At 33.8% G+C, this 24314-nt stretch carries 30 protein-coding genes; 6 read left to right on the plus strand and 24 right to left on the minus strand.

Annotated elements, in window-relative coordinates:
* Positions 1-39: 39 nt before the first annotated feature.
* The 3 genes from IJ258_RS10680 to IJ258_RS10690 are packed head-to-tail and all read right to left on the minus strand — an operon-like array spanning position 40 to position 1843.
* Positions 40-738 (minus strand): 7-carboxy-7-deazaguanine synthase QueE, encoded by a 699-nt coding sequence (locus IJ258_RS10680; RefSeq protein WP_366514583.1) that lies wholly within the window; start codon positions 736-738, stop codon positions 40-42.
* Positions 738-1253: a 6-pyruvoyl tetrahydropterin synthase family protein gene (locus IJ258_RS10685; RefSeq protein WP_292806723.1), complete on the minus strand. Its 516-nt coding sequence runs from the start codon at positions 1251-1253 to the stop codon at positions 738-740. The genes IJ258_RS10680 and IJ258_RS10685 overlap by 1 nt, the downstream gene beginning before the upstream one ends.
* Positions 1250-1843, minus strand: a complete 594-nt coding sequence (locus IJ258_RS10690) for a DUF366 family protein (protein WP_292806725.1) — start codon at positions 1841-1843, stop codon at positions 1250-1252. Before IJ258_RS10690 ends, IJ258_RS10685 begins: the two co-directional genes overlap by 4 nt.
* Before the next feature lie 70 nt (positions 1844-1913).
* Here IJ258_RS10690 and IJ258_RS10695 point away from each other — a divergent pair, with 70 nt between their 5' ends.
* From IJ258_RS10695 to cas4, 3 genes are all read left to right on the plus strand, one after another.
* Positions 1914-2987 (plus strand): DNA polymerase subunit beta, encoded by a 1074-nt coding sequence (locus IJ258_RS10695; protein WP_292806726.1) that lies wholly within the window; start codon positions 1914-1916, stop codon positions 2985-2987.
* 241 nt (positions 2988-3228) lie between these two features.
* Positions 3229-4707 (plus strand): sodium-dependent transporter, encoded by a 1479-nt coding sequence (locus IJ258_RS10700; protein WP_292806728.1) that lies wholly within the window; start codon positions 3229-3231, stop codon positions 4705-4707.
* Positions 4708-4843: 136 nt separating this feature from the next.
* Positions 4844-5641, plus strand: coding sequence for a CRISPR-associated protein Cas4 (cas4, locus tag IJ258_RS10705; RefSeq protein ID WP_292806731.1), 798 nt, complete (start codon positions 4844-4846; stop codon positions 5639-5641).
* Between the two features lie 45 nt (positions 5642-5686).
* Here the strand turns inward: cas4 and IJ258_RS10710 are convergent, their stop codons facing one another.
* The 17 genes from IJ258_RS10710 to IJ258_RS10790 are packed head-to-tail and all read right to left on the minus strand — an operon-like array spanning position 5687 to position 15540.
* Positions 5687-6346, minus strand: coding sequence for a DUF5612 domain-containing protein (locus tag IJ258_RS10710; RefSeq protein ID WP_292806733.1), 660 nt, complete (start codon positions 6344-6346; stop codon positions 5687-5689).
* Entirely contained in the window at positions 6339-6602 is a 264-nt protein-coding gene (locus IJ258_RS10715; RefSeq protein WP_292806735.1) for an energy-converting hydrogenase B subunit P, read from the minus strand. Before IJ258_RS10715 ends, IJ258_RS10710 begins: the two co-directional genes overlap by 8 nt.
* 12 nt (positions 6603-6614) lie before the next feature.
* On the minus strand, positions 6615-7613 hold the full coding sequence (locus tag IJ258_RS10720; protein ID WP_292806737.1) for a respiratory chain complex I subunit 1 family protein: 999 nt from the start codon (positions 7611-7613) through the stop codon (positions 6615-6617).
* 4 nt (positions 7614-7617) lie between these two features.
* Positions 7618-8745, minus strand: coding sequence for a nickel-dependent hydrogenase large subunit (locus IJ258_RS10725; RefSeq protein WP_292806739.1), 1128 nt, complete (start codon positions 8743-8745; stop codon positions 7618-7620).
* Positions 8746-8756: 11 nt separating this feature from the next.
* Positions 8757-9203 carry an NADH-quinone oxidoreductase subunit B family protein gene (locus IJ258_RS10730; RefSeq protein ID WP_292806741.1) on the minus strand — a complete coding sequence of 149 codons (447 nt, stop codon included), beginning with the start codon at positions 9201-9203 and terminating at the stop codon, positions 8757-8759.
* Positions 9204-9695: a 4Fe-4S binding protein gene (locus IJ258_RS10735; protein WP_292806742.1), complete on the minus strand. Its 492-nt coding sequence runs from the start codon at positions 9693-9695 to the stop codon at positions 9204-9206.
* Positions 9696-11105, minus strand: coding sequence for a 4Fe-4S binding protein (locus IJ258_RS10740; RefSeq protein WP_292806744.1), 1410 nt, complete (start codon positions 11103-11105; stop codon positions 9696-9698).
* 12 nt (positions 11106-11117) lie between these two features.
* Positions 11118-11366 carry an energy-converting hydrogenase B subunit J gene (locus IJ258_RS10745; RefSeq protein WP_292806746.1) on the minus strand — a complete coding sequence of 83 codons (249 nt, stop codon included), beginning with the start codon at positions 11364-11366 and terminating at the stop codon, positions 11118-11120.
* Complete coding sequence (locus IJ258_RS10750) at positions 11366-11842, minus strand: MnhB domain-containing protein (protein ID WP_292806748.1); 477 nt, start codon at positions 11840-11842, stop codon at positions 11366-11368. The genes IJ258_RS10745 and IJ258_RS10750 overlap by 1 nt, the downstream gene beginning before the upstream one ends.
* Positions 11839-12117, minus strand: coding sequence for a hydrogen gas-evolving membrane-bound hydrogenase subunit E (locus tag IJ258_RS10755; RefSeq protein WP_292806750.1), 279 nt, complete (start codon positions 12115-12117; stop codon positions 11839-11841). Before IJ258_RS10755 ends, IJ258_RS10750 begins: the two co-directional genes overlap by 4 nt.
* Positions 12110-12445: a hydrogenase gene (locus IJ258_RS10760; protein ID WP_292806752.1), complete on the minus strand. Its 336-nt coding sequence runs from the start codon at positions 12443-12445 to the stop codon at positions 12110-12112. Before IJ258_RS10760 ends, IJ258_RS10755 begins: the two co-directional genes overlap by 8 nt.
* Positions 12442-13896 carry an energy conserving hydrogenase EhbF gene (ehbF, locus tag IJ258_RS10765; RefSeq protein ID WP_292806754.1) on the minus strand — a complete coding sequence of 485 codons (1455 nt, stop codon included), beginning with the start codon at positions 13894-13896 and terminating at the stop codon, positions 12442-12444. Before ehbF ends, IJ258_RS10760 begins: the two co-directional genes overlap by 4 nt.
* Complete coding sequence (locus IJ258_RS10770) at positions 13889-14275, minus strand: cation:proton antiporter subunit C (RefSeq protein WP_292806756.1); 387 nt, start codon at positions 14273-14275, stop codon at positions 13889-13891. The genes ehbF and IJ258_RS10770 overlap by 8 nt, the downstream gene beginning before the upstream one ends.
* The gene (locus tag IJ258_RS10775) at positions 14275-14517 is read right to left on the minus strand and encodes a DUF4040 domain-containing protein (protein ID WP_292806758.1); all 243 of its coding nucleotides are present in this window, start codon (positions 14515-14517) and stop codon (positions 14275-14277) included. The genes IJ258_RS10770 and IJ258_RS10775 overlap by 1 nt, the downstream gene beginning before the upstream one ends.
* Positions 14510-14932 carry a cation:proton antiporter gene (locus IJ258_RS10780; protein WP_292806760.1) on the minus strand — a complete coding sequence of 141 codons (423 nt, stop codon included), beginning with the start codon at positions 14930-14932 and terminating at the stop codon, positions 14510-14512. Before IJ258_RS10780 ends, IJ258_RS10775 begins: the two co-directional genes overlap by 8 nt.
* The gene (locus IJ258_RS10785) at positions 14929-15195 is read right to left on the minus strand and encodes a monovalent cation/H+ antiporter complex subunit F (RefSeq protein WP_292806762.1); all 267 of its coding nucleotides are present in this window, start codon (positions 15193-15195) and stop codon (positions 14929-14931) included. The genes IJ258_RS10780 and IJ258_RS10785 overlap by 4 nt, the downstream gene beginning before the upstream one ends.
* Before the next feature lie 30 nt (positions 15196-15225).
* Positions 15226-15540: a Na+/H+ antiporter subunit E gene (locus IJ258_RS10790; RefSeq protein ID WP_292806764.1), complete on the minus strand. Its 315-nt coding sequence runs from the start codon at positions 15538-15540 to the stop codon at positions 15226-15228.
* Between the two features lie 293 nt (positions 15541-15833).
* Here IJ258_RS10790 and IJ258_RS10795 point away from each other — a divergent pair, with 293 nt between their 5' ends.
* Positions 15834-16796 carry an arsenic resistance protein gene (locus IJ258_RS10795; RefSeq protein WP_292806766.1) on the plus strand — a complete coding sequence of 321 codons (963 nt, stop codon included), beginning with the start codon at positions 15834-15836 and terminating at the stop codon, positions 16794-16796.
* Here the strand turns inward: IJ258_RS10795 and IJ258_RS10800 are convergent.
* Both IJ258_RS10800 and IJ258_RS10805 read right to left on the minus strand, forming a co-directional pair.
* Positions 16793-17500 (minus strand): metal-dependent hydrolase, encoded by a 708-nt coding sequence (locus tag IJ258_RS10800; protein ID WP_292806768.1) that lies wholly within the window; start codon positions 17498-17500, stop codon positions 16793-16795. The genes IJ258_RS10795 and IJ258_RS10800 overlap by 4 nt on opposite strands.
* 70 nt (positions 17501-17570) lie before the next feature.
* Positions 17571-18311, minus strand: coding sequence for a succinylglutamate desuccinylase/aspartoacylase family protein (locus IJ258_RS10805; RefSeq protein WP_292806770.1), 741 nt, complete (start codon positions 18309-18311; stop codon positions 17571-17573).
* A gap of 44 nt (positions 18312-18355) precedes the next feature.
* Here IJ258_RS10805 and IJ258_RS10810 point away from each other — a divergent pair, with 44 nt between their 5' ends.
* Together IJ258_RS10810 and IJ258_RS10815 are read left to right on the plus strand one after the other, a co-directional pair.
* Positions 18356-20278 (plus strand): IGHMBP2 family helicase, encoded by a 1923-nt coding sequence (locus IJ258_RS10810; RefSeq protein WP_366514584.1) that lies wholly within the window; start codon positions 18356-18358, stop codon positions 20276-20278.
* 240 nt (positions 20279-20518) lie between these two features.
* The gene (locus IJ258_RS10815) at positions 20519-21697 is read left to right on the plus strand and encodes an argininosuccinate synthase (protein ID WP_292806774.1); all 1179 of its coding nucleotides are present in this window, start codon (positions 20519-20521) and stop codon (positions 21695-21697) included.
* Positions 21698-21712: 15 nt separating this feature from the next.
* Here IJ258_RS10815 and IJ258_RS10820 read toward each other — a convergent pair whose 3' ends face one another.
* Both IJ258_RS10820 and IJ258_RS10825 read right to left on the minus strand, forming a co-directional pair.
* The gene (locus IJ258_RS10820; RefSeq protein ID WP_292806776.1) at positions 21713-23356 is read right to left on the minus strand and encodes a helicase C-terminal domain-containing protein; all 1644 of its coding nucleotides are present in this window, start codon (positions 23354-23356) and stop codon (positions 21713-21715) included.
* 47 nt (positions 23357-23403) lie between these two features.
* Positions 23404-24198, minus strand: coding sequence for a hypothetical protein (locus IJ258_RS10825; protein WP_292806778.1), 795 nt, complete (start codon positions 24196-24198; stop codon positions 23404-23406).
* Between the last annotated feature and the right edge of the window lie 116 nt (positions 24199-24314).

Here is a 24314-nt window from a genome sequence, read left to right on the forward strand (position 1 = left end):
TCTTAAAAAATAAAATCAATAATATTCAAAAACAAAAATTCACTCAATATCCAATATTTTATGGATTTGAGGAATGGTGGAAACTTCAAAATATTGCCCAACAACTTCGGAAAACTCAAATAATCTAAAATTAATGTCTTTCCATTCTCCTAATGGACTAGAAGGTTGGATAATTATTTTAAGGTCGCTTTTGTTTGAAATATTTTCTGATAATTTTTCAACTACCTCTTTAAATGACTTTATTTTTGTTGACGGCAATATAACTACTTTACAATATACATTTATGGATTTTGATATTAATAAATTTAGTGATTTAATTTCATTTAAAAAAATTGAATTATCAAAATCACCATCAAAATGCTCAGGCAACTTAATATCCAAAGAAACCATATCCAATTTTTTAATTAAATCAATTTTCTCCGGTAAAGTTCCATTAGTCTCGAGCATAATATTCAAATCAAAATTATCACTAACTTCTGAAATAAAGTCAGGATAAAGACTAGGCTCACCTCCAGTAAATGAGATGGTTTTGCAATCAGGAGTGATTAATTTATTAATTTCTGCAGTGACTTCATCAGGAGTCATTAGCTTTCCTGATTTTTCTGATTTACTGTCATTGGTGTCGCAATAATTGCAGTTCAAATTACAACCTGCAAATCTCACAAAAATTTGTCTTTCGCCTATTAAAAGACCTTCACCTTGAAATGAAGAAAATATTTCAATAATTGGAGCCTTCATCATAAATCTTTCCTAAATTCAGCACCTTGTCCTATGCCTTCATTTACACATACTGCAACATATTCAAGATTATCATAAGTTTCAGACAATTTTTTAGCAAGAGTTTCAGCAAAAAACTTAGATAATTCTTCAGCGGATGTATAAGGAAGAGGCAGGAATACGCAATCGACACCAGGCAAGGAATATCCCTTACCGTCAATTTTAAAATGAACTGTGTGCTGTTTTTTTAAATTGAAAATTGAATCTTTTTTCTTGTCAAAGTCTTTAAATTCAATTAAATCATTATAAACAGGAATCAATAATCTGTGATCCAGCTCATCACAAATTGCCTTAGTGAAAGCTTTTACATCTTTAAAGTCTACAACAAATTCAAAATCCCCTGCTCTTTCGCCTTCAATTTCAACATCGACAAAGTAAGAATGTCCGTGAATATACCCGCAGGATTCGTGGCCTGGAATAACATGTGCTGAAGAGAATCTTAAATTTGATTGAATGCCGTTTACTAAAATTTTCATCCTAACACCTTTGTTTTACTTATATCATTTTCAATTGTTTCTAACTCATCAATAAAACGAGATACAGTTTTATTGATTAATTCCAATAAATTATTTTCTGTGAAAACTTGTTGATTATTTATTTTAATATCATATAAACCTATTGTTTCTATATCATCCGGAGTTCCCTTGTCCTCCAAATTAAGAGCGAAATGTATTTTTGCTGAACTTAATGAGACACTAGCAATTGAAATGGACAGTTTTCTTCCATCGACAAATAGGTCATCGCCCTCACGAGTAGTTGCCACACCATATTCTGTAAGTATCTCTCTAAAAATCATTACCAATAACCTTTGGCGAAGATAAGCGATTCGCATGTTTGTTGGCTGCTGGTCAAAAAATTCACATATGAAATTAACCATATAATTTGATTTGATTTCAAGCCCAACATCAGCAAAATCCTTTAAATTATCCGGAGTAATGTTGACTGGACCAATCCATGTAATAATTGAAGAACCATAAATTCCAAACTCTTGAAAAGCCCAAGAAGGATTTATCTGACTTCCATCATATTCAAATATTTCATCAACATGTTTATGAATTATAGACATACAATAATTTAAGATTAAATATTTATATAAATATTAAGATTGAAATTAACATATAAAGGGAGATAATATTATGGAACAAGTAAGAACTAGAGACTTTATTTACACTACTGATGATTTATATTTCGCATCAACCAATTACATACATCCAGAAAACAGAGTGATTTCATTTCTAAGATATATTCCAGATCCTGAAGGGGACCGTGAAAAGGACGGCAAACGATACAGAAAAGTAGGGTCTGAAGAGGCTTACAGCTTTTTAAGAGAAAATTATCCGGATTACCTATATTTTTCTGATGTAACCAATGTTGAAATGATGGGCGTACCATTGGATAAAGTTGAAAGAGTTATAAAGCCGGAAATGAGATTATTAGGTCTTAAAGAAACTTTTGAAAACGGCGGCGAAGTCAAAAACCCTGAATTGATTGCAAAATTAATGGATGTTGCTGACTTTTTCCATTTTATGGCTGACATTCCATATGACCATCTGGGAATTTCAGGTTCAATCCTTCCGGGCCTTCAAAAGAGCGACGTTTCAGACTTGGACTTTGTGGTGTATGGCCTCGACAATCACAGAAGGGCAATTGCCGCATTTAAAGAGCATCGCGGAAAAGAAGTTTACATTGAAGAAGTGGACAAACACATAACAGTTGAAGGAATCACTGACGATTACTGGGATTTTGTTTATGATAAAAGAATGTTCGATTCCAGCTTAACAAAAGAGGAATTCAGATGGTATGAAAACCGTAAGGCAAATAGAGGAACCATCAACGGAACCTTATTCGACATTTTAGCAACCAAAGATTATGATGAAATTGAAGGAGAATGGGGAGATACAGTATATGAACCTCAAGGAATCTCACAAATCGAATGCGACATTGTAAGTGCGCTTGGAGCATTTGACAACCCTTCATTATACACAATAGAAAACGTTGAAGTCATTGATGGCGTGGATGTTCCATTAACCGAAGTGGTTTCATTTACACATACCTATGCAGGGGAAGTTGTTGATGGGGAACATGTGGTGGCTAAAGGAAAAGTTGAAAAGGTTATTGTTAACGGTGAGTTCAGCCATTACCGCATAGTTGTCGGAACCACCCGTGAAGCAATAGACGAATATTTAAAACTTAAAGAAAGTCCTGCATAAAACATGAGAGTGAAAACTCTCATAATTTACTATTTTTTTAAATAAACTATCTAAATTTTAATCAACGATTATTAATTTTCAATAATTTTTAAAAAACGAATAATATTCAAATAAAAAAATAACCGTTATAAATTTCATTCAACTATTTTTAATAAAAAATAACACGGGTTAAGCAAAATTAATACAATAATATATAAACTTCAAACAACTAAAATAATAATATTCAAATTAATGTGATAATATGACAGAGACAAAAAAATCAGAATGGAATAGTAATCTTGCATTTATGATGGCAATGATTGGTTCTGCTGTAGGTCTTGGAAACATTTGGCGTTTCCCAAATGTATTATACTCAAACGGTGGAGGATCATTCATGATTCCATACATCGTTTCATTATTCTTACTTGGTATTTCATTTGTTCTAGTAGAATACGCAGTAGGATTTAAGTTCAAAAAGTCAATTGCAAGAATTCTATTTTCAGTTAGTAAAAAATTAGAGCCAGTAGCATGGTTCATATTGTTAATCGTATTTTTAATCACAACATATTATGTTTGTGTTGTTGGATGGGATTTTATATACATTATACTAAGTTTAACAAAAGCATGGGGAGCTAATCCTGACTTATACTTTGCAAACAACGTATTGCATGCAACTGATTCAATGTCTGGACTGTTCACCATTGTTCCGAATGTTCTTGTATCCGTATTTATAATTTGGTTTTTAGCATGGTTCATTATCAAAAGAGACTTGAATGACGGAATCGGTAATGTAAGTAAAATATTACTTCCATTATTATGCGCAATCGTTGTAATTATCGTTGCATTCTCTTTGACTTTGCCGGGAGCTTCAGTTGGTTATACTCAAATTTTCACACCGGATTGGTCTGCATTAACTAATCTTGATGTATGGCTGGCCGCATTTGGACAAATTGTATTCTCATTAAGTTTAGGTATGGCAATTGCAATGACATATGCAAGCTACCTGCCTGAAGGTTCAAAACTGGTGGACAATGCAATAATCGTTGCATTTTCAAACTCCGGATTTGAAGTATTTAACTCCATTGGAATATTCTCCATTTTAGGATTCATGACAGTGACCAGCGGAATTCCTTTTAATGAGCTTGTAACTGAAGGAACAGGTTTAGCATTTGTTGTTTTCCCACAAGTATTCAATACAATGGGAGGAGCAGCATACATTATAGGACCGTTATTCTTCTTATGTATCCTATTTGCGGGAATCACATCAGTTATTGCACTTCTTGAAGGAGTATGTTACTCAATTTCAGAAAAATTCCTCATTGAACGTAAAAAGACAGCGACAGTAGTGTGTATTATTGGATTCTTAATTTCATGCATCTTTGCAACAGGTGCTGGAAGTACAATTTTAGGAATATTCGATGTATACTTGAATAATTTCGCATTGTTATTCGCAATACTTCTCGAATGTATAATCTTTGGTTGGGTTTACAAATTTGATGACTTGATTGAAACACTAAACAACAACTCATCAATTAAAGTTGGTAAAACCTGGAAAGCAGTAATCAAATACATATTGCCAATATGTATCTTCGGTCTTTGGGCTCAAGGAGTCTACTCCACAATTTTCACTGCAGACGGATTAAGCAGAACAGTAATGTTAATATTAACAATACTTCTAATTGTTATTCCGTTCATCTTTGCGAAATTGCCTGCTATCAACAAAGAGTACTACAACGTGTAAAATTGCTTTTAAATAGCTAAATTATTAGCTATTTACTTTTTTTATTTTATTTTAAAAAATTTACATCATTTATAACTTCTTATTTTAAATATTATTACGTTAATACTAATAATAAGAATTTTTAAGAGGTTAAAAAATGATAAAAGTTTCTTCTATTAAACAATATATGTACTGTCCCATGAAGCTATATCTCCAAACTCATGTGGACAAACATGAAAATAAAGATTACCAACTGGCAGTTGAAATAAAAAAGCTTAAAATTGACATTCAGGATTTGATTAAGAAAAACATGCGCAAAGTCAAAAAGGAAATGGTGCTTAGTGAAATTGAAAGCGTTTTATCAGATAACATTGATCCCTACATTAAAAGCACAACAAACGCAATAAAATCCATGAATTTAGGACTTGAAGCATCAAAAATTAATGAGATTATCGATAACGCCTACTTCAGCATAAAAATAACTGCATTAAAAATAAAACAATCCATGACCATACTTGACAAAAATGCATTTGAAATCATAGATATGTTCTTCCCAAATTGCATGTACTCCTACTTAATAAAGGATGATAGCTTAGATATAATCGGAACATGCGACAAGATTGAAATAATTGATGGAAAATACTACCCCGTACTTCTTAAAAATGGAAATCCTCCACTTAAAGGAGTGTGGAAAACCGATTCCATAGAATTAGTTTCAAATGCTATTCTAATCGAAGAAGAATTTGCTACCGATGTATATGTTGGCTTTGTTGATTATGAAAAGATAGGAGACAGAAGACCTGTAGTGATGGATGTTGATTTAAGAAAATCCTATTTTGACACCCTTCGTGAAGTAAAAGAAATTATTGAAAATAAAAAAATGCCTGATGTTAAAAAAAGTTCTAAAAAATGTGAAAAATGCGAGTATAATGAAATATGTTTTAAAAATGGTTAGGGAGTTAATTGACAACTCCCCTTCCTATACGTCCATAAACATGAATTAAAATTTGATGTTGTCTCCTAAACGTTCAATATTAAATACTGCAGTATCCGCTATTGACATTACCGCAAGGACACCCGCCTGAATTGGATCAGTTATGATTAAATCGGCGTACTGAGTTACACTGCCCGGCATATTAAGACAAATCACGATTAATTTACTTTCCTCTTTTACTTTTTTAACGGCTTCTGTGATTTCTCCACCCATAAGTGAACCCGCCAATACCAATACACTTACACGAGGAAGTCTAGAAATCGCTTCAACAGCTTCAGCAATTGGCTGTTCTCCAACTAATGGAATAGTATCAACACTAATGCGTTCACCACGTATATTATGCCTATCAGCTTCAGTAATAGCACCCATTGCCACTTGAGACACCTGTGCACCACCACCAACGATGATTATACGTTTTCCATAAATATCCAATTGTGAACCATGCAATTCTACGGATTTTACCTCACCGATATTTTCCAAGTCTGAAACCAACTCATCAATATCCTCTACATGCTCAAGCTCTAAGTTAATAGAACCCATATTGTTTTTTTCAACAAAAAGATGAACATAACTAATATTAGCACCATGAGATGTGATAACATCAGTAATGTCATCCAAAACTCCTTTTTTCTCGTAAGTTTTTATTGTTAAAGTATAATCACTCATTTTTTGGCCTTACTTTATCAAGTTCTGCATGCGCTCTTTTCCACATGCTTAAATAATTATCGTCCTTTGTAACTGGAATAACTTCAAGACCCAAGTTCCTATGTTCCTGAATCCATTCCTCATGAAATACAGGTATTTCAATTTTTATTGGTTCAGAGGTTTTATTTACAATAATAAGATCTCTGTATGGGAAATCCCATTCGACAATATATCCTCCAAGACTTACCATGTGATACGGCCTCATAACAAATTTCATAAATAATTCCTCCTATAATAATCCAAGTACAATAGATAAAATTCCAAGTAATGTAGCGCCTAAAATTGTCGGTAACAATTGCCTATTTGTAAATACTGGGCTGAATGCTGAGAAAATTCCCATCATAAAGACAAAAATTAATGCTACAATAATATTTACAATTATTCCCCATGACATGATTGTTGGCGGAACTCCAATGAATAACACTGAAAATATTGCACCAAGCACAAACATGAAAAATCCACGAGTTAAGAATACAACTGCTCTGTATTTAGCCGCATATTCCATGTATGGTCCTTCAATTACATCGCTTTTAGCTTTAATAATAGAAAATGGATATTCATTTAATATAATCATGTAACCAATGAAAAATACAATAGCGGCGATTCCACCGGACACTGTGAATAAGAATGGTCCGTTTGCTTGCTGAAATGCCACAATATCCTGTAGAAATATGCTTCTTGCAGCAGTTACTGGAGCAAATAACGCCAAGTATAATGGGAATGAACCGTAAGTAATCATTCTTAAAGATCTTTTTGCACTTATATCCTCAATGAATGAACGAGTTGCATTATTGTGGACCGCACCTTTAATTTGGTCAGGGAAAGGCATATTGACTGACATTACAGATTTAGACAATGCCCCCATAAGCACATAGCAGATTTCTTCAACTTTTAAAAATCCGACAATTGCAACTAAACTTGCAAGTGCGGGAATTTTATAAGCTTCAGGAGTGAGTGCAATCAATACACATAAAACCACAATGAAACATATAATTGGCAATGCTTTGTATAATCCTGAAACTGGAGATGAGACTTCAACATTTTCCTTAAACATGAATTTGATTGGAGCCATTATTCCCGGAGCAATAACTTTTGGCCCAATTCTCTGTTGAATTCTAGCGTGAATGTATTTTCTTTCAATTCCCGGAAGGAATGTTGATACTATGAAACAAACTAGCACTGTAAGGATTACTGCAAGAACTGAATTAATAATAGTATTTGAAAACATGATTCTATCTCCTTATAATCTCTATTGCCCTATCAGTACATGTGAAACATGGGTCACATTGTACAATACATAATTGAGCATCAGTTATTTGATCACCAATACATGCATATTGCATCGCACCGATATTTGCCATAGAAGGAGTTCTTATAATACAATGTCTTACCCTTCCACTTTCCAAGGAATATGAATGATATAAAGTTCCCCTTGGAACTTCAATATAACTTTCGCTAAGTTCTGTGTCAAACATTTCCCAGTCACGGTTTACTACCTTACCTTCTGGAATGTTTGCAATAGCTTGTCTTATGATTTTAATTGATTCGAATGACTCTAATGCCCTCATAATCAAGTTTGATTTAACGTCGCCATCAGGCTGTGTGATAATATTGAAATCAAAGTCATCATATTCAAACATTGTTGTTCTCAAATCTCTTGCAACACCAGTCGCCCTGAGAGTTGGTCCTGTAACAGCAAGTTCAATTGCTTGCTTTTGAGGTAGGACTCCTATTCCAGTGACCCTAGATAACAATATAGAATCTGCCATAAACCTATCAACAAAGCCTGTAAGTCCTTCTTCCAGTGCATTCATATCATTCTTAAGTCTTAATAGTTTAGCTTCATCCAAATCACATCTTGGCCTTACTCCACCTAAAACAGAGCAACCATACTGTACACGGTTTCCCCCAATCATTGCAAGCAATTCCATGACTATTTCTCTCATATAGAATACTCTCATTGAAAATGTTTCATGAGACAATACCTCACAACCGTGTGCCAAATACAAGAAATGAGAGTGCAAACGTTCAAGTTCACTCATGATTACACGAATATATTTAGCCCTTTCCGGAATTTCAATACCTAAACCTAATTCAGCAGTCCTGCATGAATTCCATATATGTGCATTTGAACATATTCCACAAATTTTTTCAGTTAAGGCATTTGCTTTTTCAACCGGAAGTCCTTCCATGATCCTTTCTATTCCCCTATGATTAACACCAATAGTTATTTCAGCTTCTTGAACTATCTCATCTTCAACAAAAAGCCTGACCCTATATGGTTCCAATGCAGCAGGGTGAACTGTACCCAATGGAATTTCAGTTTCAATTATTTCGCTTCTTGGTACTTTTTCATCCATCTAACTCCTCCTTAATCTGCATCCAATAATGTAGGTAAAAGTGATACAACTCCAGCTAAAACATCTTGTGGCCTTACAGCACAACCTGGAACTTTTGCATCAACAGGTATAATATTTTCGACTGGACCTTCAATTTCCTCTGAAGGAATGTCACCATAACAATTCTTATAAACACCACCCATCAGCGCACAACTTCCTGCAGCTACAACTAATTTCGGATTAGGAATAGCTTCATATATTGCTTCCAATGGTTTTCTATTTAAATGTGTAACCGGACCTGTGACAACAAGCACATCCGCTTCACGAGGATTCCAGGTTAAAAACACATTATACTGTTCAGCGTCAAAACGAGGAGACAATATTGAATTTACAATTTCAATGTCGCAACCATTACATCCACCGGTATACACCAACATGATATGTATTGCCCTTGCTCTTGAAAATGATTTAATTCCCATCTAATCACCATCCTCCCTATTTCTTAACACTGAATTATCAGATAAGTACTGTGCAATGAATTTGAGTTTATCGTCAGAAATTTTAAATGGCTTGTCCAACATTTCAGCAACGTCAACTTCCTGATCTCCAACATTGCTTGGATGAACTGTTCCCTTTTCACCATAAAGTGAAAATACCGGACAGAAATCATGACAATAATAACAGACTACACATTTTTCAAGATTAATTTCAGGTACTTCATCTTTAGTCCAATTATCAGTTAATTTAACTGGATTCGCTAATTTTTTCATCTCAATTGCACCTGTCGGACAGACATTAGCACAACCAGCACATCCAATGCATGCCTTTTCATCAACCCTATCATCGACTTTAACGGATAGTGTTGCTATCTGGTTACGCATGTCCATATCTGTAACCCTATCAGCTGCAAAAAAGATTCTTTTAAAGTTGGTAAAAGCTCCTTCCAAAGCTATTCTTAGTATACTGCTCATTTAAATACCCTCTATTGAATCTTTAAAATTTCTCTCGAATAAAAATGCCCTTGCAGGACATGCATTCTTACATGCTCCACAATAAGTACAATTTTCATCATTAACTACATAATTGCCGTCAACTTTTTCAATTGCATCATATGAACAAATTCCATAGCAAACTCCACAATGCATACATAATTTTTGTTCAATGAAGTTAAATCCGTCTTTAATTTCATTTTTATACATTGTTGATTTTGGAATTGCATCAACCGGACAATGCACAGCACAATTTTCACACAAAATACACTTGTCAAGTGCCACTGAGATTTTTCCTCTGTTCAATGTGATTGCATCCTCCTGACATACTTCAACACAAATTCCACAGGAGATACAATCCTTGCTGACATTTCCATCCCATGTTTGTGTCATGAATTGACGTGCATATGCTTCATCACAAACTTGCACACATTTACCACAACTTACACAGAATCCTGCAAGTGTTGGAAGCTCTGCATCATCATACTCGTCATAGATGAACATTTCTTCATCTTCACGCAATGTGTGAACTGGACAATGGCTAATTGCCACATCATGAGCAATATTTTCTGTATCACTTGTTGGATCATATCTTAATTTTCCACCATCCTTTTTAAGTGATCCATTTTCACATAAATCTGCACATAATCCACAGTTAAGACAAGATATGATTTTTCCAGTTGCCTTCTGATTTAATTTATTAATTATGATTTTGAAATCATCAACAGAAATCGCATTGTGCGGACATGCCTTTAAACAATTAAGACAAAGTGTACATGAGGAATGATTTACAATTTGATGCTTGTTCATAGATTCGTTTGGACAAACATCCGCACATAATCTGCATTCTCTACAAATTCCCTCATCCCTGTCTACTTTAACATGTATTGCACCTGTAGGACAATACTCTTCACACCTTCCACATAAAATACATTTTTCCGTATCAGTTCCAAAGTAGGACCTTGAAACCTCAGTGACCCTATTTTCACTTTTATGAGGCACTTTATCAAGTGGAGGATTCAAAATATTTAATGATTTGATTAAAGTAATCTGCTTGTCTTTTTCAAGTTCAAAACCATCAATACGAGAATCAGGATGTTCTTCTGCACATACTCCGCAACGTGAACAAATTCCATAAACGATTCCGTCTTCAATGGTTATATTGTTTGTTGGACAATTGTACATGCACATTCCACAGCCATTACATTTAGCTCTGTCTACAACATATCCACCATAGCTATTCTTGAATATTGCATGATTAGGACAGTTTTCATAACAGATTCCACAAGTAAGACAGCTGAATGGAATTCCATTAACCAATCTAATAGATTTTGTAGGACATGTTTTAATACAATCTCCTTTTTCTTCACCTGTATTAAGCGTTAAAAACATTATAAAAACTCCTTATTTACTCCTTGCAAATATTAGTTTGCCTACAAAAATTCCTATTAAAGCAGATAAAAATGCAGTGGAAATCGGTAAATCTGTATAAAACGGATAGTTACCAGATTGCCATGCCACAATAATTCCTGCAATAATTATTATTAAAAATGACCCAAGAGTGAAATGAGTATCATTAACATTAAGTTTAATCTGTGAACCTATAACCAAACCTAATATCAATCCAAATATTATTGGTCCAAGAGATAACATTATTCACCCTCCTCAACAAGTTTCTTAAAACCTGCAAATGCAATAACAATTGAAGACAATCCCACGAATACCTTTAAACCTACAAATATGTTAAGGTATGGAATTATTCCTGCATTTGTAACATCAGGATAGTGGAATGCAGCTTGAATTGCTTGAGGAACAACATTCAATAAATCAGTTCCCACATTGTATAGGAAAAATCCTCCAACAAACAAACCGATCAAACCGAATATGATGAAACCTAATGCTCCAACAGATTCTAAGACTTCAATATATAAATGTGACAATTCCAATGGAGAATTACCTAATCCATAAACAAGAATAGATAATATTATACCACTCGCTATCATTGCACCACCTTGGAAACCTCCACCCGGAGTGATGTGACCTCCAAGAATGGTCATTACACCTAAACAAATCAATATAATTGATATTGGCAAGGATATAAGTTTTAAAATCACACTACCTTGACTCATCTTTTATCCCCCAATAATCCTCTGCCGAATATTAATAAAACCACTAATCCAGCAGTTAACAATATAATTGATTCACCTAAAGTATCGTATGCTCTAAAATCAAAGATTACAACAGTAACCATGTTTGGAGCAATTTGAGTTCCTAAAGCATTATAAATATTACTTACACCAGGATTAATCATGCTACTTATATTAAATATCGCATCAAGCAAAGTAATAGAAAATACTGCTGTTAAAACTGCTGCAAGCAAATTGCGAATTGTAGTGTTAGACAAGGTTACCACCCCAGTACATGAATGTTACAATTAAAGCAAGAGTTACAACTGCATAAAATAACATTTTCTCTAAAGAATCTTCCTGTTCTATTTTGAATTTAGGAATAAGTGGAATATTTGAAATAAGAACAATTGCGAGTATCAATGTCACCAATCCTGCAAGCAAAACGCTCACATGTCTTAAAAGTATTGCAGCCAACACCAATGACACTATTAAAAATATTTCAGCTGTAATGCTTCCTGAAACATCTGCATTGGTTACAGGTCCCGGTGAGAATAATTTCTTGAATTGTTTTACAACATCAAATATTTGATCATACAATTTCATAATATCCCTCCAACAAAGTTAGAAATTCCGTTTGTAACTATATCTGGGAAGATACCTAATAATACAACAATTATTAACAATATTCCCATAGCAAAAATCATTGCTCTTGGAACATCTTTATTTTCCAATTCCAACTCATTTGGTTTTGGTTTTAAAAACATTGCATAATATGTTTTTACAAACACTACAAATGTAGCTATACTGACCATAATAGCTAAAATAGATATTTCTGGGAATCCACAATTAAGTGATGCTTGAACAAGCATTAATTTGGATTGGAAACCACTTAAAGGAGGAACTCCTGCCATTGCAAGACCTGCAATTAAAAGCATTATACCAACTTTTGGATGGTATGCTAAAAGTCCACCTAATTTTCTTGTATCTACCTCATTTGTTGCATTTACTATTGCACCAAATCCTATGAATAATAATGCGGTAATTACGATTTCATTCAATGCTTGGAAAAGTCCTGCTGTAATTGAAAAGTTTGTTCCAAGCCCAATACCTAATCCTATGAAACCTAATTCCCCTACTGCTAAAAATCCAATCATTCTTCTAAAGTCAGTTTGGGTTAATGCAAGAGAGACACCCAATATCATAGCCAAGATAGAGAAGAATATTATGAGAACTTCGAAGATTGGAAGTGAGGAGTAAATTCTAAACATTATTAATACGATTGAAATCATTGAAATAACTGTAAATGATTGCAAGAGTGCTGCTCCATGAGGTTCAGCTTTTGAGTAAACTCCAGATTTTATAGTATGGAATGGTGGTAAACCAGATGCATATAACCAACCAAAGAATATTAAACCGAGTGATAATAAAAATACTGGAGATGTAGCGTCAACTAAACCCATATGCACAGCTGTAGCTATATCTGTAACATTTACACTACCAGTTAATGCAAGTAGGAATCCGATTCCCAAAAGCATCATCGGAGAACCGATTGATCCTAAAATCATATATTTCAATGCCATTTCATAACTGTAATCTATTGAAGACGCTGCAACTATTCCCACTTGTGCTAGCGCTAGAATTTCAAAGAACACAAACATGTGGAATATATCATCAGTTAAAATCATTGCTGTTACAGCCGCAGTACCCAAGAACAACAGGAACAAATATGGTCCTGAGACTTTTTTGTATTTAGTTAGGTAAATGAATACAACTAGGAATGTTAAAAGTCCAATTGCCCCTATAAATATTTGTTGCAAGAATGTAAATGAGTAGGTAATTGCCGGATGATACATTATTCCTGTTACATTATCCAACATTGGCTCATAACCGCCGAAGTAGTGTAGACCATAATTAGACAATATTGGAATCAACGGCAGGCATATTGCTACAACAAAAGCAAATATTTTTGTAACCTTATTGAATTTTGAAAAGGCACTAATCAATAATGCTGCCATGAGAGGAACAATAACCATAAGTGGAATTAATTCATTCATTGTACTCCTCCTGTTTTGATGTATCGGCCAACATTACTTTTGTAGATAATGTGCCATAACGTCTGTATAAAACCATCACTAATGCAAGCATGACTGCCAATGTACTTGCCCCGATTACAATACTGGTAAGCACTAAACCGAAAGGTAAAGGATAAGCCGCATTTGATGCAAACCATGAAGTGTCCATTCCAGGCATTAGAATAGGTACAACTCCTCCAGCCTTATAACCAATAGCAACAATGAATAAATTGGCTCCCTCTTCAATAAAACTAATACCAATTATCTTTTTGATGATATTATCAATAAATATTGCTGAATAAAGTCCTATGATAATTAAAGCAGCAGATGTCAATAATATCGCAAGTTGAGTTTGCGCCATTAGCTATCACTCCTTTGAGTTTTTTTAACAGCCAGTGCAATAAATACCGGCACGATTGCAGCTCCCACAATTGCCTGTGTTAATGCCACATCAGGTGCAAGCAATATTTGGAACAGCACTGCCATTGCCCCGCCTGCAAAACCGGTTAAAATTGCTGCTTTTAGCAAGTCTTTTTGAATAAGAGCGAGAATTGCGCTTAAAATCATGATAATGCATAATATAAATTCCAACATCTTATTCACCCTCATCAATTTCTAATGTAGTTACTGAAAATCTTTCATCCACCTTAAGTTTTTCTGAGTTTTCACTTTCCAAAGCTTGCATTTTAGCTTTAGGATGTATGAACGGATGATTTTCATCTACTTCTTCTTCAACAGTCATTAAATCCATGTTATTTTCTCTATCTTCTTTTTTCCAATAAGCATTAGCTATTGCATGTGCTATAAATGGTGCTAGGATCAAGTAAATTCCAGCTAAGAGATATTGGCCAAGCCCAATCATTGCAATTATACAAGCAATATCAAATAATCCAACGATATGAATTCTTGCATAGACCAAATTTTTAGTATTTTTATTCACGGTTACAAGACCAACTGCTGCAATAATCATGAAAAATGCCGCTACGATAAGAAGGATTGATTGAATGTATTCTATCATTTATCATCCCCTCCCAAAACTACAGCGAAAGCAACAGTGCCTACAAAACCAAAGAATATTAAAGCTAATGATATATCTCTATAAAACTGAATATTGTACAATCCGCCAACAATAAGCAATGCTACCGCAAAAGCATTAACAATCACTGAACTTCCTAAAAGGCCCATTGATGTTGATTTATATGCGCTTGCTCTTAAGGCAGCTAGCATCATTATAATTAATGCAATAAGCACAATATATTTTGAAATAAATAATATATCCATACTATCTCACTCGATTTTTTTGAAAATGTATTACTCCAACATTTTCTTAATATAAGGTTCAAAAGGAATAATATCCTCTTTTTTTCTTGGAGAAATAGCAGCTACTTTGATAATGTTATTTTCACTGTCCAAATCGACAGACAAGGTACCTGGAGTTAATGAAATACTGTTTGCTAAAATTGTTTGTGAAACAGGTCTCTCTAATACTGTTTCAATGTCAACAATTATAGGATCAATATTTCTCCCCATAATTCCACTAAATGCAACACTAAATGTTGATTTAATGATTTCTATAATAAGGACGACGAAATAAGCAATTCCGTATCCAATTCTAGTCAAAAACATTAAACAAGCTCCATTTCAAATTAATATAAAAATGTCGATAAAGTTGACATTTAATAATAATATTATTTATCATGATTATTCATTATAAAGTTATGCTTTTAAAAAAAAATTATTTAAAAATTAGATTAACATTGTTAAAATTAATTAAAAAATTGTACATGAACAAAAATAACAGTTAAATTAATTAAATAATATCAAATTAATAGTTAAAATCAAAATTAAAGTAATTTTTACATATAATAAAATTTTATATATTTGGACAGACAAATTTAGTCATGCCTAAAAGTGATAATATGGAATTAATAGAGAAACTTGAACCAATAATAATATTTTCAGCAGTCCTAATAGGATTAATCTTTTCAAATATAGACATTATAGTTCAAAATACAGATTATTTAATAAATATTTTCTTATGCCTAATGCTTTTTGGATTATTCCTTGAAGTGCCACTTGGAGACTTGAAAGACAGCTTCAAAAATGTTAAATTTACTTCCACAAGTTTAATAATAAATTTCATATGGACACCACTGTTCGGTTATTTTTTAGGATCACTATTTTTAAAAGGCAATATTGATGTATTAATTGGATTTTTCATGTTAATATTAACTCCATGTACTGACTGGTATTTAGTATTTACCAAAATGGCAAAAGGAGATTTAACATTAAGCTTATCCATACTTCCAATTAATCTAATCCTGCAAATAATATTGCTGCCAATTTATTTGGTTATTTTCTTTTCAAGCGGAAACACAATGGACTACACACAACTCGCATATTCACTTTTAATCGTCATAGTAATACCATTTATTGCGGCCCAAATTGTCAAATTTATTTTGAATAACAGTTTACAGGAAAAAGCAAGCGAATTATTCAGTTCCCTTCAAATATGGTTTTTGTCCCTTGCAGTATTTTGCATATTCGCAAGCCAAGGAGAACTGCTATTCAATAATCTAAACTCCGTTGCCACCATATTTATTCCATTGATTATATTTTTCATCGTTAATGTGATAATTGACTTATTGATATCAGAAAAGATTAATTTCACATACCAAGAATATGCCAGTCTAACCATGACAACACTAGCCAGGAATTCACCATTGGCATTAGCGATAGCAATAAATTCATTTCCGGGACATGAATTAATCTCAATAGCTCTTGTAATCGGACCATTGATAGAATTGCCAGTGCTTTATATTGTTTCAAAATTCTGCCTATGGATTAAAAACTCAGGATTGTTCTTTACTTGCAAACTTTAGTTATTCATCACATAATGGCCAAATAAAGGAAATAGAATTGGAATATTATATAATATAGCGAAAAATATTAACAAGAATGTCATGCTTAAGCCAAAGTTTCTGTAAACCTTCTTAGAGGATACGGGTGCAAAAATCTTGATTCCTGCCGGTGTGAACGAATCAAGAACAACATGCGAAAACAATCCTATAAACAGACTCAGAACTATTTCAATGCAGGATATTTCAACTGCCGGAAGAACAAATAAACTGATGAAAAACAATGGCAGGAATATCATCATCAATTTCTTATTTAAGAATAAAAAGCTTAAAAGAGCTATTAAAATAGCCATCAACAAATACTGATTATCCAGAACAGTTACTGCACCAACTAGCTGAGAACCCCATATTAAAATTAAACTAACTGCCGAAGTTAAGGTTAAAACGCCAAAAATAGAATGGGTGAAACTCCTGTGCTCTGAAAAGTAAAAAGTGACACCTAAAAAAACAATGATTAAACCTATATAATAAGGCAATTTAAGGATATAAAGTGAAATGAACACTATTAATCCCAAAATTATCATCTTATAGACATTTTCCTTTTTAAATTTATGGTCAAAATCAGGAATATTTGCACCAATGAATGTTAAAGCAATTGTTAGAGGATTGTGAAAAAACATCAATGCGAGAATGAATGCAAATATCGAATGCCCCTTGTATGAAGACAATTAAATCACCTTAGTTAAAAATTTGATTTATATATTTAAAAGATTAATCAGAGAGCATTTGAAAAGTAATCTAAACACCAAAATAACTTAAAAAGCTTTCCATTTGAGCAAATGATCTTTCAACAGCCCTGCCTTCAATGGTTGTGAATGGACATAATACTTCGCCAGTTATTGCAGGAACTCCTTTTAAGTTGCACACGTCTTCAACTGCTCCTTTATAGGAGGAACCTGCAAAGTCAAATGACAATACTTCAGAACCTACATCCTTTGATATGTAATTTGCAATCAAATAGCTTTCAGGAGAGGGAGATTTTGATGAAAAAATAGATTCAATGCCTGGATTTGCATTATATGCGGTGGAGTGAAAATCCCCTACAAAGTTAATCCCCAAATTTAAAATAGTGCGAACTATAAGATTGCTTAATGAATTTTTAATATGTGCAGACCTGTTTAAATCAAGCCCGTTAAATGTCCTCTCATTATACATTGTTGATTTTGGTGATGCGAATGGAATAAAATATAACGTATTATTCAAATCGGCATTCAATAATTTATTTAATAATCTGACATTCGCAACCTGTGAAGGAAGCTCATTGCCATGAATTCCAGATAAAATTAGAATTTTATTCCCCTTATTTCCCAATTTGAAAATAGGAGTACCATAAACACATTTTTCAAGGATAAATTGAGTGAACTTGTTTAACTGCAAGTTTTTCAGGACATGCCTATTTCGTGAAATAAAACCCCCTGAAAAATCAGAAATATACCTCATTTCAAGATTTCCAAATTCATCAATTTTTTTAAAATGCATAATTAAATATACAGTGAAACTCTTATTTAAAAATAAGCATGAAAATGAACAAATATATTAAAAACTTAATTAGGCTCATTAATTATGAAAGAGATGCTGAAATTGACCTAATGACACGTGAAATCAGTACAATGTCTGGTCAAAAAAGAGAGGAACTTGGAAGAGCCATTAATAAAGTTAAAGGAAAAAGTTTAGGAAAGGAATTGGGCCTTCAGATTGTTCAGTTCGGAAGGTCAGAGGTGATTGATACTGAAATCAGCGTTGGAGACATGGTTTTAGTCAGTACTGACAACCCACTCAGAAGCGATTTGACCGGCACAGTTACCGAAAAAGGTGCCCGATTCATAAAGGTTGCCTTTGACAAGCGTGTTCCAAAATGGGCAATAAAAAAGAAGGTCAGACTCGACTTATATGCCAATGACATAACATTTAGAAGGATGGAAGACAATCTAAAACATTTAAGCTTAAAAGGTAAAAATGCTTTGGAATACATTTTAAATGAGAGGGACCCTAAAAAGAACCGACCCACACCTTACATTAACTATATAGATGAAAATCTCAATGACTCTCAAAAATTGGCAATTGAAAATTCACTGTCTTGTGAAAATTTCTATCTGATTCATGGACCATTCGGAACAGGAAAAACCAGAACTTTAGTTGAGTTAATCTCACAGGAAACACGTCAAAACCATAAGGTTTTAGCTACAGCCGAGAGTAATGCAGCAGTCGATAACATTTTAGAGAGATTGATGGACAACAAAAAATTAAACCTGACAAGACTTGGACATCCCCAAAGAGTATCAAAACATAACATTACACAAACTCTTGCATATAAGGTTGAAAATCATAAGCTAAATAAGAAAATTAAAAAAATCCACAAAAAGATCAACAATCTAATTGAAAAACGCAAAGTGCACACAAAGCCAACACCACAGTACCGCCGTGGCCTTGGAGATTATGACATTCTGCATTTTGCATCCAAAGGCAAAGGCACACGTGGAGTAAGCTCGGAAAAGATTAAATCCATGGCAAAATGGATTGAGATTAACCAAGAGATTGATGAGGCTCATGATGAAATTAAAAGAATAGAAAATAGAATGATTAAAGACATTATCGATACAAGCGATGTGATTCTTGCAACAAATTCATCTGCGGCATTGGAGTCAATATCAAGAGTGAAATTTGATGTTGCAATAATCGATGAAGCTTCACAGGCCACAATCCCTAGCGTTTTGATACCTATCGCCAAAGCCCACAGGTTCATTCTTGCAGGAGATCATAAACAGCTGCCTCCAACAATCATCAGTGAAAGAGCTGGAGAATTATCTAAAACTTTATTTGAAGAACTGATTAGAATGTATTCTAACAAATCACAATTGTTGAATGTTCAGTATCGTATGAATAGCCTGCTTATGAAGTTTCCAAATGAAGAGTTTTACAACAACGGACTAAAAAGCGATTCCAGTGTTGACGACATAACAATAAATGACATTCTTGATGGGGAACATGACGAAGAGGCATTGCTTTTTGTTGACACTTCAGATGTTGATTTGGAAGGCGAAACTCATCTTAAAGATTCAAAATCCATTGTCAATAATTTGGAAGCGGAAATTAGTGCAAAACTTGTTCAGGATTACCTGAATGATGGTATTGAAGTGGACGATATCGGAATCATCAGCCCTTATGCTGACCAGGTGAAAATCATACAGGAAATGACTCCAGTTGAAGTCAAAACCGTTGATGGTTTTCAGGGAAGGGAAAAGGAAATTATTATCATATCTACTGTCAGAAGCAATGAAAATGAAAATATTGGTTTTTTAAGAGATTTAAGAAGGTTAAACGTAGCAATTACTCGTGCAAAACGTAAACTAATCATTGTTGGCAATATCAATACCCTAAAAACCAATCCCACTTATGCCCGGCTGATAAAATTCTGTGAAGATGAAAACCTCCTAGTTAAAATTTAGGCAAACCTAAACTTTTATATACTATGAAAATCTAAGTAGTAAATAGAGATGAAAAGTATAAAAAATACTTTTAACTCATTACTCTTAATTGAGGTTTTTGATTTTTCAAAACCCATATAACTTTTCAACCTCAATTATGCCCTCAATTAAGAGTTTTCTTCTGTCCAATTTTTTATAAATTATAAATACTATTAAAAACATAACTACTTTTTGATAATTCATTTTTATTTAGGTGATTTTATGACTGATAAAGTACTTTTAGCATTCAGCGGAGGGCTTGACACCTCTGTTTGTGTTAAATTATTAGAAGAAAAATACGATGTAGAAGTTATTACCGCATGTGTAGATGTGGGACAAGGCGAAGAGGAAATGGAAAAAGCAAAAAATAGTGCAGCTAACATTGGAGGATTAAAACACTACAATATTGATGCTAAAGAAGAATTCGCAAATGAATACATCGCACGCGGAATTAAAGCAAATGCAGAATACGAAGGATACCCATTAAGCACCGCTTTTGCAAGACCATTAATTGCCCAAAAACTTATAGAAGTAGCTGAAAAAGAAGGGGCAACTGCAATTGCACACGGTTGTACCGGAAAAGGAAACGACCAATTCAGATTTGAAGCAGTTATTCGCGCAATGTCCGATTTGGACATCATTGCACCAATCAGAGAAATGAACTTGACAAGAACTGAAGAAAAAGCATATGCAGAATCCAAAGGAATTAAGTTAAGCTACGATAAAATTTACAGTATCGATGAAAACCTCTGGGGAAGAGCAATTGAAGGAGATGTCCTAGAAGACCCTGCTAACGAACCACCAGAAGACATATACGAATGGACTGCATCCTGGGAAGATGCTAAAGATGAACCTGAAAAAGTATCTATCGAATTTGAAGAAGGTATTCCAGTAGCCATTAACGGCGAAATGATGCCATTAATCGACATTATCATAAAAGCAAATGAAATTGCAGGAGCACACGGTATCGGTAGAGTAGACACCATTGAAAACAGAATGATCGGTATTAAAAGTAGGGAAATCTACGAAACCCCTGGTGCTAAATTATTGATTGCTGCTCACGAAGCTCTTGAAGAATTAGTTTTAACCACTGACGAGTTAAGATTTGCGGAATACATGTCCGGACTCTATGCAGACCTCGTCTACAGAGCACTCTGGCAAGAACCTTTAAGAGAAGACCTCGACCAAGCAATCGACAATATGCAAGAAAGAGTAAGTGGAGAAGTTGTAATGAAACTGTTCAAAGGTTCAATCCAACCAATATCAAGAAAATCTCCATTCAGCTTACACAGCATCGAGCAAATTACATTTGAAGACAAAGAAACTGACCAAAGAGAAGTTGAAGGTATGATTAAGCACCACGGTCTTCAAGCTGCAAATTACCAAAAATTAAACAGATAGCTTTAAGCTATCATTTTACTTCTTTTTTTGTACTGCCTCAAGGAAGTACTCATTGAAAAATCCTCGATTATAATCAACCAATTGCTTAAAACTGGAATCAATTATATACATTACACACCAATCATCCATATCCCTTATTCCACGACCATATGCCTGCATCAGCGCCATTACCGTTTGATAGTAAAACCATTTCGGATCCAAATCCTTTCTGTATTTTACCTGTTCGTTAAGTTGAGGATACGGAATTTTAAATATGATTTGGAACCTGCACAAATCCCCTTTAAAATCAACACCATCCTTGATTGACGCACCAATAAGAATTAAATTTTCTTTAGATTCAGTGAATTCCTTTAAAACAATGTTTCTATCCTCTCCACCAACAAACATGAAAGGATATCCCTTAAGCTGATCCATTATCCAGAATGCCTGTTCATTGCTCGAAGTGTGAATAACACCTTTTTCATTTTTATGTCTGTCAAGCAGTTCCTTAATTTTTGTAATTGCCCTTTTGTTTTTCCATTTCGGCTTTTTGCCTTTAAAACCACTCATATTACCAACAAACTCTGTATAGATTGGCCGATTTGAAACATCAAACGGAGATTTTTCATAGATATAATAAGTATCATCCGGATTGATATTATTCCATTCACAGAACTTGTCCTTGCTTCCCAAGGTACCTGTCAGAAATATGCGAATATTCCCCATATTCAATAGGCTTTCAGTATCATCTGCTACGGAAAATGGTTTGAATTCCGCTGAAATATCCATATTGTTGTTCAAAATACTCTCCGCATCAGGCAAATCAATAATCAATTCATCATGAGACAATCCCATATCGATTTCAGCAAATATTTTGATATCCTGCTCCAAGTTCTGTTTTTCAACATAATCAAAATTGGAATATTTGGAAGGGTCATTTTCAAATTCATCCAGAGTAACTTGAACCGACTTATTTGCATCCCCCTCAATCTTTTTAATTCTTTTTTTACATTCCTTAATCAAATCATTACATAACTCGGACCAGTATTTAGGATTTCTTTTTAAATCATTGATTGATTTGACCCTATGCATAACCGGTTCGAAAATGTCAATTCCAAATTTTGTTGAGATATATTCACGATTTAATTCACATGAAGACAGCATCAGCATCTTGCGTTCCAGATTATGAGCCTCATCCAAAATCAGCAGTTCACGAGGATCAAGCATCGGGCTTGCCACACCTGCATAGTAAAGGTAATCATAATTGGTGATGACATTTTCGGCATCCACTACCTTTTTAAAAGCGATCTGATACTCACAATCGCTGCACCTTCTTAAATTGTATTCCGCCTTAATGCAAAAGTCACAGTTACCTTTATAATTGCATTTATAGTTTCCACGACCCTTTATTTCAACTAACATATCACCAAAATCGTCCAAGTATTGCTCTTGGAGCTGCTTTGTCATTGTTAGAATATATGAGTCATCATACATATTGGCAAGAGTGGTTGCGATTGCTGACTTGCCGGTACCAGTTCCTGCCTCGAGAATAATATTTTTATAGCCTTCATTAATGGCCCAATTGATTTCATTTATGAGTCTAACCTGGCTGCTTCTTGGAACATGTGGCTGAAATGACCAGTAAACCATCCAATCAAGATTTGAACTATTGTTATCCATGACATTTCACCAAGTTGAAAAAAAATAAATGGGATAACAATCCCAAATTAAAGTTTTATTCCAGTACATTTAAATATAAACTCTGCAGTAGCTCCCAATTCTTTCATTTTTTGAGCAATTTTTAAGTTATTTTCACGGATTAAATTTTTTTCATAATTAGCAATATATGAACTTCCCATTTTAATCACCCCAAGAATTTCTTCTTGTTTATCGCCAACACATAATGCACTAGCAGATAATATCTGAATCAACTTAATTATATATTTAAGCTCTTCAGAAATTTTTATCTTATTAATGAACTGACACATGTCATCCAACATTTCTGCACGATTTTTTTCATTGCGAAAAAAAGGAATTAACGCAAGATAATATGCATCCATTTCATCCAATTCCACTTGCTTATTCAATTTCTCTTTTATAGTATTTATAACTTTTTCACCGCAAATATCGGCAAAGTAAGTAACTTCCGGTTTTGTAAACACCCCTGGAAAGAGTTCAACTTTTGGAACTGGTGTTTTATTTGCATCTAAAGATACAAAATGTGGTTTGACAGGAACCCCTACATCCCCCCTTAAGTCAATAGCATACTGATAATTTCGAATAACTATATCCTCCTCAATAGGGCCAGAGTGAAATTCAAACTCAATGCATAAACCATCTGATGTTTTAACCGGCAAATCCAAAATTCCCCTTTTCAAACGTGACGTCAACACATCCTGATTGAGAACTTCAACAATACCAGGTTTTTCACCTGTTATCCTCATCAATGCATTACCAAATGCTCTAGCAGACAACTTAAGGAGTGAATCATATTCCTGATTATTAGCTGGAATAATTACCACCTCTTAAATTAGTATCAATAGATATCGTCGACGAGTACATTGACCCAATTATAGTTTGTTTTAATCAAATATAAAGTAGTTAGTTATTAATTAAGGCAATTTAATGAATTAAAATT

Source organism: Methanobrevibacter sp. (assembly GCF_017468685.1).
Lineage (GTDB): Archaea > Methanobacteriota > Methanobacteria > Methanobacteriales > Methanobacteriaceae > Methanocatella.